The following is a 12,834-nucleotide window of genomic DNA, read 5'->3' on the forward strand; positions in this document are numbered from 1 at the left end:
GAGGCTGGAATATCATCATTTATCTTATCGGATTTGATTACACTAGCGGCGTATTCCCTTGCAACTTACAGCAATCATGTCAATAAGCTTGGGTAGATTGTGGCCTTGTAGAGTGACTCGTTTAGAGTTATTTCCTCCCATTGGATACGTTGAAATGTATAAAGATAAAACCGCCTTGCTATTTATCATGACCGCTTTAGTGACGGGATTATGTGGGGCTTTTTTCTACCCATTATCGAGCTTATTTATTGTTGAAGCACTCGGCGCATCACCGATGATGCTGAGTCTGTATATGGTGATGGCAGTAGTGAGTTCCGTGGCGGTGTCGCAGTGGTTAGCCAGACAATCGGATCGGCACTGGCAACGCAAAGTGATTTTATTGGTGGCACTTGGCTGCTATTTGATCACTGTGGTCAGTTTTACCCTCATTCGCAGTTATTGGTTAGCGATTGTTGTGGTGACCTTATTTGGTAGTGTCAGTGGGGCGTCATTTGGTCAACTGTTTGCCCTTGGGCGGGAATACGCTGATCGCCATGTGACAGATAAAACCACCTTTCTGGCCACGATGCGCGCTGGGATTGCGATAGCTTGGGTGTTTGGCCCTCCTTTGGCATTTATGCTCAAAGCCAGTTTTGGTTTTAATGCAGCGTTCAGTGTTTCTGCTGTGATTGTGACGATTGCTATTGTGCTGATTGCTAAATATTTACCGAAAGGTGTTGAAAAAGCGTCAGCCTCAGATCCTGCTGCCGCGTTATCATTACCCAAGCAAGGTGCGGTAAAGCGGCTTATCGTTTTATATTGTATGACGATGGTGTTTACCTTTGCAGCGAATAATTTATACATTACCAGCATGCCTTTGTATCTTTCACAAGAGTTGCTCGTTCCTGCTCATTGGTTAGGATTACTGTTTGGGATGGCGGCGTTATGTGAAATACCAATCATGTTGCTGGCTGGGAAATTAGCGCAGCGTTTTGGTACGACTCAACTTCTGTGCGCGGGTATAATCAGCGGGATGGCGTTTTATTTGATTATGCTAACCAATACGACCTTCACCACCTTATTATTAGCGCAAATCCTTAATGGCTTTTTTATCGGTGTCTGTGCAACCTTAGGCATGGTGGTATTGCAGGATATGATGCCTGATCGTTTGGGGACGGCATCAACCCTGTTTTCCAGTATTCTTAGTATCAGTTCATTAGTGGCGAGTGTGGCATTGGGTGTCGTGGGCGAGTTGTTCAATTATTTTAGTACGCTGTATGTCTCGCTGATTGGCGCTGTGGCGGCATTAATTTTGCTGAGAGTTTTTATGGGGTTAGCCGCAAAACATGAGCAGCGCGCTAGCGTTACTTCTAACGCGCTGAACTAGCCTTAATGAAGGTAATTATTAAGGCCAAAGCTTGAATGGCAGATTAACGAGAGGCTTTTTGGTTACGTTGCTGGGCTTTACGGGCTAACTTTTCAGCCCGTTTTTGTTCGATGATCTGCGCGGTATCGCTGCCAATATGCGCTTCACCGCGCTGCTTAGCTAACTGCACCTGTTTTTCTCGCTCACGAAAGCGTGCCAGTTGCTCTTCGTTATGAGTGCCAAAACATTGTGGACAGCTAACCCCTTGTTCAAACTGTTCGCTCTGTTTGTCTTGTTCGGTGATCGGTAAGCGGCAGGCATTACAGATTTGGTAATCACTTTCTTGCAATCCATGACCAACAGCGACACGGCCATCAAAGACGTAACAATCACCTTGCCATAAGCTCTCTTGCTCTGGCACTTCCTCTAAGTATTTTAAAATGCCACCTTCGAGGTGATAAACTTCTTCAAATCCTTGCTCTTTGAGATAAGCGGTGGATTTTTCACAGCGAATGCCGCCAGTACAAAACATCGCTACTTTTTTATGTTTCTCAGGATCGAGGTTTTGTTTTACATACTCGGGAAACTCACGGAAAGTCTCGGTATGCGGATTTTGAGCATGTTTAAAGGTGCCAATTTGGATCTCGTAATCGTTACGAGTATCGACGACTAACACTTCAGGATCGGAAATCAGTGCATTCCATTCTTTCGGCTTCACATAAGTGCCGACCACATGGCGAGGATCAATACCTTCAACCCCCATCGTCACGATTTCTTTTTTGAGTTTGACTTTGCTGCGCTGAAAAGGCTGCTCTGAAGCTAAAGATTCTTTATAAACGGTCCCTTTGAGGCAAGGCTCTGTATCCAGCCAAGTAATTAAAGCATCAATGCCTTCTCGTGATGAGGCAACCGTGCCGTTAATCCCTTCGCTAGCGAGTAATAATGTACCGCGGATATGATGCTTTTCCATTAGCTCAAGCAGTGGAGCTCGTAGTGTTTGGTAATGGTTAAGCTCGACAAACTTGTACAGAGCACAGACAACATAGTGACTCATTGGAAACCTTTTAAAAACCGTATAAAGAGTTGGCGCGTAGTATAGCGAAGCATGGCTTGTACAAACACGGATAGTTTATAGGGGTATAAACGGCGCTTTCGGATAAAAATAGCGACAATTGGATGAAGATTATACAGACTGAGAGGAGCAGAATTGGCTAAATAGCCATTAATACTCATCTTGTTCAGAAATTTCGTATATTATTGTCAGTTTATATGGGTTTCCATCACAATTTTTTTCTCTAAACTAAGCGTTATCTTAGGAAAGACAATAACTCTTTGTCTAAATCGAATCGTTAAATTTATTGAGGAAAAGACATGAAATCACTCATTACCAAGCTTGTTGAATCAAAATCTGGTTACAGTACACTGGCTTTACGTATCCCGATTGGGATTGTTTTTATGGCACACGGCGCACAAAAGTTGTTCGGCTGGTTTGGTGGTTATGGCTTAGAAGGTACTGGACAGTGGATGGCATCGATTGGTTTAGGCCCGGGTATGTTGATGGCATTTTTAGCCGGCAGTGGTGAGTTTTTTGGTGGTTTAGCCATTTTACTGGGTATTTTGACTCGTCCTGCTGCAGCGGTACTCTCTGTAACCATGTTAGTAGCTATTTTTGCGGTGCATTTTGAGCATGGTTTATTTATGTCAAATGGTGGTTACGAATTTGCATTAGCTTTATTGGCGGCCAGCGTGTCGTTAATGATGTCTGGTTCGGGTAAATTGAGTATCGATCAGATTATTTCTCAACGTCTGCGTGGCTAAGTTAGTGTATCGGCCTCAAGGCTGGTAATGAGTATCGAGATTGATAAAATGCCGACTTTGTACAAGTGCGGCATTTTTTGTTGTTTAGTTTATATCGAGGTTTTAAGTGCGACTGGGTAAGTGAAGAAAATAAGATGGATAAAATTAAATAAGAAGTGCAATAGCACGGCAACCCACAAACGACCACTGCAATAATAGATCGCACCATAAAGAGCACCAGCTAAGGTGGCAAATAGTACTAAAGTGACGCCTCCAGCTAGGTGGGCTAAGCCAAATAGACTACTTGCAATAATAATACCTAAACCAAATCCCCACTTATCCGTTATTTTTTGTTGCAAATAGCCGCGGAAGAACGCTTCTTCTGCAACGCAGGTCAACAACGCATTATTAAGAGCAAATAACCACCACCATGTAGGGAGCGTTAACTCTGGTTTAATCGCACCGAATCCCCAAGCAAGCAATAACAAACTAAATAATGGTAGTGAAAGTAAAACCACTTGCCGCCAAGGAATGCGCTGCTGATGACCTAATAGGGTAGGATAAGCCAGCAGAAGGGCAAAGAAGATCATCGGTTTATCGAGATTAAGATAGAGATTGAAAGGGACACTATTCGGTCCCGCCAGTACCCCATCTAAGACTTTAGGGTTTTCAAATCCTGGGATAATGTGTAACAACAATAAGCCGCACCAAACGAGCAAAGTACACTGTGCGACGGTTTGCCAACGCTTGGCGAGCGATGGCGTGTAATACGCGAGTATCAGCCCTAGTGAAACATACAAAAACGTGAGACTAGAGAGGCGTCCGATGAACCATGCTCCAAGCAGTGAGAGAGCGAGTAACGAGAAGGTGAGTAAAAGACGTTTTTGAAAGCCCACGATTACGGCCAGCAACAAGGGTATCCAAATCCATAAAGAGGGATGAATTAGCATAAAAATATTCTTAACGTGTGGTTTATTATTGAATGTTTATAGGGTCTGTTGACCCTTTGCGATTAAAACGTTTTTAGCTGAACCCTTCGGGCCGCGTTTATGGTTCCTTTCTACGGCGTTATCGGCTTCTCAGGTAGAATAACTACATTTCTCTGCCTTGTATAAAGAAGCCACAAATTGCTGAAAAATCAGCTCAAAAGGTCAGCGGACCCTAAGTATAGAGAATGATTAGCTGTCATCATATTCTACCAGTGAGCTGAGGTTTATTCGCTAGGTTGAGGTTGTAAGGCACCATAATTATGGTGCCTATTTACACTGTAAAACTTAATTGAGTTTGACCAAAGCAAACTGTTTCTTACCACGTTGTATCACGTAATAGCGATCAAACAGGGCAAATTGACTACTGAGCTGTTCTTGATCCATACGCTCACCATTAATGCGAATCGCACCATTGGCTAACCACTCGCGGGCTTGACGTTTTGAGCTAGCTAATTGAGTAACCAACATCAACTCAATTAGGCTATCCGTATTATCCGCCTGATAACAAGGCAGCCCATCCAGTTCCAACTGCTGCAACTCAGCTAAACTCAGTTGGTTCATCTCACCACGAAATAGCGCTTGAGTGATGCGCTGCGCGCTTAATAAGCCTTCTTCACCGTGTACAAAGTGAGTTAACTGTTCAGCTAACACTTGTTGGGCTTGTGGCTTACCCGTACTGGCTTTGTCTTGTTGCTCAATGGCTTCAATGTCAGACAGTGACAAAAAGGTGTAGTAGCGTAGGAAGCGATACACATCAGCGTCATCGGTATTGAGCCAAAATTGATAAAAGGCATAAGGTGAAGTTTTGTTACTATCGAGCCAGATAGCCCCACTCTCTGTTTTACCAAACTTAGTGCCATCTGATTTAGTGATCAAAGGTAGGGTTAAACCATGAACCACTTGATTATTAAGCCGGCGGGTAAGGTCGATTCCGCTCACAATATTACCCCATTGATCATTACCGCCAATTTGCAATCTGCATTGATATTGTTGATTCAAATGGGCGAAATCAAATGACTGTAAAAGGGAATAGCTAAATTCAGTAAACGAGATCCCCTGATCTGGACGGCTTAACCGTTGCTTGACCGATTCACGGTTGATCATCGCATTGACTGAGAAGTGCTTACCAATATCACGGAAAAAGTCGATCACATTGATTTTTGTAATCCAATCTGCGTTGTTGACACAAAGAAGTGGCTGAGTCAGGTGTGGGGTCATTACCTGATCAATTTGCTGAGCCAAATCATTGACCCATTGCTGCACGGTGGTTGATGGGTTCAATGTTCGCTCCGCGGCTTTAAAGCTGGGGTCGCCAATCATCCCCGTTGCGCCACCAATCAGAGCAATGGCGGTATGCCCAGCATCTTGAAAGCGCTTCAACATTAATAAAGGAACTAAGTGACCAATATGTAAGCTGCCAGCAGTGGGATCGAAGCCGCAGTAAAGTGTTTGTGGACGGTTCAAGAGCTCGCTGAGCTCGTCGATAGCAGTGCTTTGTGCCATTAAGCCTCGTTGGGCTAATTCATGTAGAAAATGTGCTGAGTTCATACGGCCTTTCATCTTTTATAGACTGGATTTCGCCAGAATACGGATAAAATCCATCAGAGACGATGTCCCTAAAGGGATAGATAGGGCAATTTTATCGATGAGAGGAAATAATCGCTGACGTAAAGCAGATAGGGCGCGTTAACTCTGCTCTCAATAGCCTTTGGTGATCAAATGGTTTAAAAATAATTGGAATAATTCACTTAATGATGAGATTTGCAATTGCTGGTAAATACGTTTGCGGTGATTTTTTACCGTCCCGTGACTAATGCTAAGCTGTGCGGCGATTTCTTGTGAATCGAGTCCTTGAACCAATAACGTGGTGATTTGCTGCTCACGAGGAGTCAGGCAATCGGTGGCAAAATCAGCGATCGCTGCTGCTACCCAGTGGCGTAAATCATGCTCTGATTGACTGTTTTCTGCCAGAAATAATGCTTGTGTCCCCCAATGTTGGCGGCATAACGCCTGCAAAACCGTAAAACTCTGCTTTAAGCCATTAATTTGTTGCTGTGAAATAGGTTGATCGGTTTGTAGCATGCCTAAGTAGATAACAATCCAGCGATTATCCTCCAGATCGACGGCAATACAAACTTCATCTTGCCAACCGGTTTTTTGATAAAAATCGGTATGATAATTTTCCTGCAATGGATTGACGGGCTTAAACCCACTACGTTGTAAAACACCAGTTTGTTGTTGCTCAACGATCGCGACGTAAAAGGGATCATATCGATACGAATGGGTTAAATAGTGCTGAAATAGCAATTGACGTTGCGAGGGCAGTGAATCATAGAGATAAATCGGATGCTTATCTTGGCGATAGCCTAGGATCACAGCGCAGTCAAAAGTGACAAAGCGCTTAAGCAGTTGGATAAACTGAGCGGTAAACTGGGGGGTTTTTAATGCCGCGATGACCTCGCCAAGCGTTTGATATTCTTGAGTCTTCATACTATAGAATCAATCTCTATTTGGCAGGGATTGGCGCATCTCATCCAGTCCACCAGCATCATAGATACGAGTAAAACCTTGTCTAATTAAGCGTTGTTTGGCGATATTAGAGCGGTTACCGGTGCGACAATAAAGCACGATAGGTTGGTCTTTGGCAAATTGGGTTAAGCCAGAGTTCATAATTTCACTTAGTGGAATGTGCTGAGCGGAGTCAAGATGCCCTTGCATAAATTCTTGTTCAGTTCGAACATCAATCAACACTGCGCCTTCAGCGATCATGGACCAAACCATTTCAGCGCGTGGTGAAGCGCCAGCGGTTCCAGATAAGAGAACGCCAATCAATAGCGCTATTCTAGTCAAGCGTAAAACGTAACGTCGCATTGTGCTCTCCAATCAAAATGATAAATTAAGTGTTCAACCGCTCTGTTTGCCTATGCTCATGGGGATTGACTCACTTGCCGCCTACCTGCAACGTCAAGTCGTTTGGGTATACTTATATACGATAGATGGGTTCGTTATTTCAATCATTTCGCAACAGTATGCCTATTTTGCTATTTTTATTCCATAGGGTGTGATTACCCGTTGCGCCAAGTGGTTTGGTGATGACGATTCAGTCGTATGATGTGGCTGGATTTTGCTATGTACATAGTGATTTTGTGGCTTAGCTCTCCCCCGTGATAAAAAGGGCTAAGTTTTTTTGTCGATTAGCCGTTAAACTAGAAACACTTTTCGCTTTAGAGACAGATAAGGACATACTCATGAAAAAGTACTTTCCAACCTTAAGCTTAGCGGCTTTATTGTTGGCTGCTGCTGCCCCCGTTTATGCTCAATCTACCCCTTTTAATATGACGGCTAGCGCTGGTCCTACACAAGTGTCTTACGGCGGACAAAGTGCCACGGGTTATCAATGGCAAGTGCGAGGCTCCTACCGCTTAACCCCACTAAGTTCAGTTAACTTAGGCTACGGTGAAACGCACGCTGATTTAAAAGACAAAGAGGGTGAAAAACACGCCTATAAAGCCTATACAGTGCCTCTAACGATGACGCTGCGCCATCGAATGCAGATTGGTGATGTGTATTTGCGAGCGGGTGGCCAATACTATAATCGAACCTACAAAGACATTGAAAGTGATGGATTTGGTTTGACCGGAGCCGTAGGGGTCAATCTGAATAATATGGACGGTTCGAATTTTTCTCTAGAAATCGGTTACAGTACTCAAGGTAGCGCGGATTCAACCTCAATTACCATCGGTGCTGGGATTGGATTCTAAGCTTATTGGTTGAGCTTGTTATTCAGATAGTGACTTCCCATAGCATCATACCGACCGAGTCACTAACCTCGACGTCATAGTCGCTATACCCAAACGACTTGGCGTTGTAGGTAGGCGGCCAGTGAGTCAATCCCCATGAGCATAGGCAAACGATGTGATTGGGGTGAACGAACGTCGCCAACACCGCTGCTGCTTCAAGTAGGAAGGGTATCAACAGCGAGGAGTGTCGAGTTTATTTTTTACAAATAAGCCAATTTGGTGATGATAAGTTATCACGACGAGATATTGTCAGTTCACCGTGATCGATTCTTCAGCATGAAGTTTTTTGATTATCGCATCAATCGGCATCGCTCTTGCGTAGACATACCCTTGAATTAAAAACACACCTTGTTGAGCAAGGTAATCGACTTGGTTGATGGTCTCTGCGCCTTCTGCGATTAACTCAATATTGACCGCTTTTGCTGAAGCAATAATCGAGTCTAGCACGCTCTTTTTCACATCATCGGTTTCTATCGTATCAACAAACATTTTGTCTATTTTTATGCTACGAATATGCAAATGTTGTAGATAAGAAAACCCCCCATAACCTGTACCGAAATCATCGATTTTAAACTGGTAACCTTTGTTCATCAGTAGGGCAATTTCCTGACTCGCGACGGCTAAATCGTTGATCGGAATACGTTCTGTTAGTTCAAACTTCATGCGTTCAGATTGAGGCCAATTCAGAGAACGTAGCAGAGTAGAAAGATGACGCTTTTCAATATGCTCAGCGACCAAATTAATGCTAACCCAATGTGACACTGGTAACTGCTCTAAATCACGTAAGACGATCTTAATGATTTGATTGGTGATTTTAATGATTAATCCTGTACTTTCAGCGGCATGAATAAATAAATCTGGGGCGATCAATTCTTGCCCTTTTTGCCAACGCAGAAGTACTTCGTAACCGACAATTTTCTTAGTTCGGCTATCGATGATGGGTTGATAATAGGGAAGAAACTCGTTATCTCGAATTCCTTTTTCAATTAAACCCTCAATTGAATTCCGGTAGTTTCGCATAATCCAATAGCCGCCCATCAGTAAACCACCAAATAAAAGGCTCAATGGCGTACCCCAGATCAATAGGTTATGTTGTACATACTGTTGTAAGGCTCGACCTGCCCATAGAGCTTGTGTATTAGCGGCTGCAATGCCTTGTACTGATACGTTCAATGAATGAGCGTTAGCTTCGTTGAGAATAGCTTCATCGCCTCTTTGAACTAATAATACAGGATGATCTTGATTGACAAATCGCGCTTCATAATAAAAGCAGCCGGAACAAGGTTGATTAAGTTTACTCTGTGTCCAACTACTATCCAAAACCCAAATCGCGGTGTTACCTTTTTGAGAAAACTGGATCATTAGTTCACTTTCTGTACCGGCAATGTCTGGTGTTGCCGCGAGAGAAAATACCGCGGTTTCTTTATTACTATTACCTAGGTCATTGAGTGCATTCAGTTCTAATGGATACCCAAGGGTTGAGCATTGTGTCCCCTCATTGGTTGCTATACCCATAAAACGAATATAACGACTGTAATAGTGAGGATCGCGAATCACTTGCCAGTCATGAGCGCTACAGTCAAATTGCAGTTGTTTGATCTGCTGTTGGATCATGGTTTGTAACTCGTTACTACGTAGGGTCAAATAACGTTCTATTTGAGATTTTTTTTGCGTCAATAATAAGTTGGTAGCGTAAGCGCTAATCAGTGGGAAAGTGGCAAAATAAATCAAAAGTGGCAGAAGCAACAAAGAGAAGGCGCGTTGTCTTGTGCGATTGACTGGCAAGATCTTCATCCCTAAAACGGTCGTGTGTTTACACTACTTTAGCACCCTTTGTGTTACCCTCAGGTGTTATCTGAACAGATATTACAAAAATGCTGTCTCACTAATGAGAATGTTGTCTATTTAATGAGAGCTGGTTCTTATTATGGTCAAATCGGCATCAGGTTCTTATTGATGTTGATTCACGGAAAAATTTTGAACACTAAGACAATTTTTTGTTGCTATTCTCATCACTTGCTCCATAGACGCTATATTTATAGGAGACTGCTTTGGCAGAGTTTGATGCCGTTTCGTCATGTACTACAGGTTAAAAATAACAAGCCGTTTGTCTTTATTTAGGGTCATCATTAAAGGAGGTGATTATGGAAAAACACTCACCGAACACCGCGACAACGAAAGTCCGCCGCCGAGCCTGGCATAGCCAATCCGAGCAAGATATAGTCCAACAGCTCAATACCGATACAGACAATGGCTTATCATCCCAAGAAATTCAAATCAGACTAGAGCGTGATGGACGAAATGTCATTACTGGTCAGGCGATGATGCCAGCATGGAAACGTTTATTATTACAATTTCATAACCCTTTGATCTACATATTATTAGTCGCAACACTCGTGACGACGATTTTGGGCGAATACGTTGATGCTGGGGTCATCTTATTGGTGGTTTTAATCAATGCGTTGATAGGTTTTATGCAAGAAAGCAAAGCCGAGCAAGCGATTAACTCACTCAAGAAGATGCTGTCTTCCAATACAACAGTGATCCGTGATGGTAAAAAACAGTCGGTGGCTACCACGGATCTTGTATGTGGCGATATTGTCGTTTTAGCCTCCGGTGATAAAGTGCCTGCGGATATTCGCCTTTATCAGTGCCGAGATTTACAAATTGATGAATCAACCTTAACGGGAGAATCGGTGGCCGTTGAAAAGCGGCTGGGCGAGCTTGAACCAGATACCGTATTAGGTGATAGGCAAAATATGGCTTTTGCGGGCACGTTAGTCACTTATGGCACCGCTCAAGGTATCATTGTCGCCACTGGCGATGACACACAAACGGGCCAAATCGCGAGTATGATTGCCGGGGCGACTCAGTTAGAAACGCCATTAACTCGGAAAATTCATGCCTTTAGCCAATTGCTGTTATGGGTAATTTTAGTATTAGCCGGAGTGACTTTTTTTATCGGCTTGGGTTACGGTTTGCCTGCTGCAGATACCTTTATGGCAGCCGTTGCTTTGGCGGTGGCAGCGATTCCTGAAGGTCTTCCTGCCGTAGTTACCATTACGCTAGCGATAGGTGTACGTCGCATGGCAAAGCGTCATGCGATTATTCGTAAGCTATCAGCGGTAGAAACACTCGGTTCGACCAATGTTATTTGCTCAGATAAGACGGGGACGTTGACCGAAAACCAAATGACGGTACAAAAGCTTTATGCGGGAGGCTCTGCTCTTGAAGTGACAGGCAGTGGTTATGCTCCGCAGGGTGAAGTTCCTGATATTTGGAAAGAGAATAATGCTTTTCAACATTTATTACGTGCGGGATTATTGAATAATGATTCACGGTTGTTGGAAAAAGAAAATCGTTGGTTGGTGGAAGGCGATCCAACCGAGGGCGCGCTCATTGCCTGCGGATTAAAAGCAGGATTAGATAATTCCTCTTGTCAGCAAACTTACCGTCGTCTCGATACCATTCCTTTTGAGTCTGACCGTCAATATATGGCGACCTTGCACCGTTTTGATGAGCAACATAATTTGATTTACCTTAAAGGGTCGGTAGAGCAAATCAGTCGTCGTTGTGGTCAGCAATTAATGGCTGATGGCAGTTTAGTCACACTCGATCACGATAAGCTCGATGAGCAAGTTACTCAATGGGCGAGTCAAGGGTTGAGGGTATTAGCGTTTGCGTTGCAGTGGGTTGATCATCATGAACAAACGCTGCAGCGTTTTAACCAACATGAAGGCGAAGCGAATCTTATCTTTTTAGGTTTGCAAGCGATGATTGATCCTCCTCGTGCCGAAGCGATTCAAGCCGTTAACATCTGTCAAAAAGCGGGTATTCAAGTCAAGATGATTACGGGCGATCATGCGCTAACGGCAAAAGCGATCGCCTCTCAAATCGGGATTGCTAGTGCTACGCACTCTGATTTTGGGGCCGTATTAACAGGGCAGCAGTTGAGTGAATTGGACGAAGAGCAGTTGCAGCGAGCTTGTCGTGAAGTGTCAGTCTTTGCTCGGGTTGCCCCGGAGCAAAAGCTACAATTGGTTAATGCCTTACAATCTCACCAATTGGTTGTCGCGATGACCGGAGATGGTGTTAATGATGCGCCTGCTTTAAAGCAAGCGGATATTGGTATAGCCATGGGGATCAGCGGGACAGAAGTGGCTAAAGAAGCCTCGGATATGGTGCTGACCGATGATAATTTTTCATCGATTGAAGCGGCGGTAGAAGAGGGGCGTAATGTCTTTGATAACCTGACTAAGTTCATCACGTGGATTTTACCGACCAACCTAGGCCAAGGATTAGTCATCATGGTGGCGATTGTCTTTGGATTAACGTTGCCGATTTTGCCCGTCCAAGCACTGTGGCTGAATATGACTACTGCCGTTTTTCTTGGCTTGATGCTGGCCTTTGAACCTAAAGAAGAGGGAATTATGCAACGGCAGCCTCGTGAGTTAAAAGAGCCAATATTAAACCGAGAAATTGTTGGGCGGATTATCTCGGTCAGTAGCTTATTACTCTTGGGGGCATTTGGATTGTTCCAATGGTCAGTTACGCAAGGAGCAAGCTTAGAAGAATCACGTAGTATTGCTGTTACGCTATTTGTGGTGGTGCAAAGCTTCTTTTTATTAAACTGCCGTCGTTTGAATGGTTCGATTTTTACTATGTCATGGCAGACCAACCCGTGGATTGTCGTTGGGATTGTGTCGATGATTTGCGCACAATTGGCATTTTTATATTTGCCTTTCATGAACTTGCTATTTCAAAGTGCGCCGATTTCGGCTAGCTATTGGGCAGTGATGGTCGCCTACGGAATGGCAGTGATGATCTTAATTGAACTTGAAAAAATGCTTTGGCGACGTATGAAACGCTAAATGTTACGCTACCCAACCACCAGAGTATCGAT

At 43.8% G+C, this 12,834-nt stretch carries 10 protein-coding genes; 4 read left to right on the plus strand and 6 right to left on the minus strand.

The features are described 5' to 3' along the window. The first annotated feature begins 154 nt into the window (after positions 1-154). Positions 155-1,366, plus strand: coding sequence for a sugar efflux transporter (locus FKN88_RS08710; protein ID WP_154170909.1), 1,212 nt, complete (start codon positions 155-157; stop codon positions 1,364-1,366). Positions 1,367-1,409: 43 nt separating this feature from the next. Here FKN88_RS08710 and FKN88_RS08715 read toward each other — a convergent pair whose 3' ends face one another. Continuing rightward, on the minus strand, positions 1,410-2,399 hold the full coding sequence (locus FKN88_RS08715) for a rhodanese-related sulfurtransferase (protein WP_154170910.1): 990 nt from the start codon (positions 2,397-2,399) through the stop codon (positions 1,410-1,412). A 317-nt stretch (positions 2,400-2,716) separates the two neighbouring features. Here FKN88_RS08715 and FKN88_RS08720 point away from each other — a divergent pair, with 317 nt between their 5' ends. Further along, the gene (locus FKN88_RS08720) at positions 2,717-3,163 is read left to right on the plus strand and encodes a DoxX family protein (RefSeq protein ID WP_154170911.1); all 447 of its coding nucleotides are present in this window, start codon (positions 2,717-2,719) and stop codon (positions 3,161-3,163) included. 89 nt (positions 3,164-3,252) lie between these two features. Here the strand turns inward: FKN88_RS08720 and FKN88_RS08725 are convergent, their stop codons facing one another. The 4 genes from FKN88_RS08725 to FKN88_RS08740 form a co-directional block, all read right to left on the minus strand. Next, positions 3,253-4,092 (minus strand): CPBP family intramembrane glutamic endopeptidase, encoded by an 840-nt coding sequence (locus FKN88_RS08725; RefSeq protein ID WP_306687416.1) that lies wholly within the window; start codon positions 4,090-4,092, stop codon positions 3,253-3,255. 324 nt (positions 4,093-4,416) lie between these two features. After that, entirely contained in the window at positions 4,417-5,679 is a 1,263-nt protein-coding gene (gene tyrS, locus FKN88_RS08730) for a tyrosine--tRNA ligase (RefSeq protein WP_154170913.1), read from the minus strand. A 150-nt stretch (positions 5,680-5,829) separates the two neighbouring features. Next, the gene (locus FKN88_RS08735) at positions 5,830-6,621 is read right to left on the minus strand and encodes a response regulator transcription factor (RefSeq protein ID WP_306687415.1); all 792 of its coding nucleotides are present in this window, start codon (positions 6,619-6,621) and stop codon (positions 5,830-5,832) included. A 9-nt stretch (positions 6,622-6,630) separates the two neighbouring features. After that, on the minus strand, positions 6,631-7,002 hold the full coding sequence (locus FKN88_RS08740) for a rhodanese-like domain-containing protein (protein ID WP_154170914.1): 372 nt from the start codon (positions 7,000-7,002) through the stop codon (positions 6,631-6,633). Positions 7,003-7,379: 377 nt separating this feature from the next. Between FKN88_RS08740 and FKN88_RS08745 the strand changes: the two genes are divergently transcribed. After that, entirely contained in the window at positions 7,380-7,892 is a 513-nt protein-coding gene (locus FKN88_RS08745) for an outer membrane beta-barrel protein (protein ID WP_072670998.1), read from the plus strand. A 288-nt stretch (positions 7,893-8,180) separates the two neighbouring features. Here FKN88_RS08745 and FKN88_RS08750 read toward each other — a convergent pair whose 3' ends face one another. Continuing rightward, positions 8,181-9,716, minus strand: a complete 1,536-nt coding sequence (locus FKN88_RS08750) for an EAL domain-containing protein (protein WP_332396747.1) — start codon at positions 9,714-9,716, stop codon at positions 8,181-8,183. Between the two features lie 359 nt (positions 9,717-10,075). Here FKN88_RS08750 and FKN88_RS08755 point away from each other — a divergent pair, with 359 nt between their 5' ends. After that, a complete protein-coding gene (locus tag FKN88_RS08755; protein WP_306687414.1) occupies positions 10,076-12,802 on the plus strand; it encodes a cation-transporting P-type ATPase in 2,727 nt (908 codons plus the stop codon). Positions 12,803-12,834 lie beyond the last annotated feature (32 nt).

Origin of the sequence: Vibrio sp. 2017_1457_13 (genome assembly GCF_030851525.1) — a bacterium.
Lineage (GTDB): Bacteria > Pseudomonadota > Gammaproteobacteria > Enterobacterales > Vibrionaceae > Vibrio > Vibrio metschnikovii.

What these genes read in the sequence shown, in the direction of transcription:
- FKN88_RS08710 (WP_154170909.1), top strand. Translation starts at nt 155, where the DNA reads ATGTATAAAGATAAAACCGCCTTGCTATTTATCATGACCGCTTTAGTG.
- FKN88_RS08715 (WP_154170910.1), bottom strand. Translation starts at nt 2,399, where the DNA reads ATGAGTCACTATGTTGTCTGTGCTCTGTACAAGTTTGTCGAGCTTAAC.
- FKN88_RS08720 (WP_154170911.1), top strand. Translation starts at nt 2,717, where the DNA reads ATGAAATCACTCATTACCAAGCTTGTTGAATCAAAATCTGGTTACAGT.
- FKN88_RS08725 (WP_306687416.1), bottom strand. Translation starts at nt 4,092, where the DNA reads ATGCTAATTCATCCCTCTTTATGGATTTGGATACCCTTGTTGCTGGCC.
- tyrS (WP_154170913.1), bottom strand. Translation starts at nt 5,679, where the DNA reads ATGAACTCAGCACATTTTCTACATGAATTAGCCCAACGAGGCTTAATG.
- FKN88_RS08735 (WP_306687415.1), bottom strand. Translation starts at nt 6,621, where the DNA reads ATGAAGACTCAAGAATATCAAACGCTTGGCGAGGTCATCGCGGCATTA.
- FKN88_RS08740 (WP_154170914.1), bottom strand. Translation starts at nt 7,002, where the DNA reads ATGCGACGTTACGTTTTACGCTTGACTAGAATAGCGCTATTGATTGGC.
- FKN88_RS08745 (WP_072670998.1), top strand. Translation starts at nt 7,380, where the DNA reads ATGAAAAAGTACTTTCCAACCTTAAGCTTAGCGGCTTTATTGTTGGCT.
- FKN88_RS08755 (WP_306687414.1), top strand. Translation starts at nt 10,076, where the DNA reads ATGGAAAAACACTCACCGAACACCGCGACAACGAAAGTCCGCCGCCGA.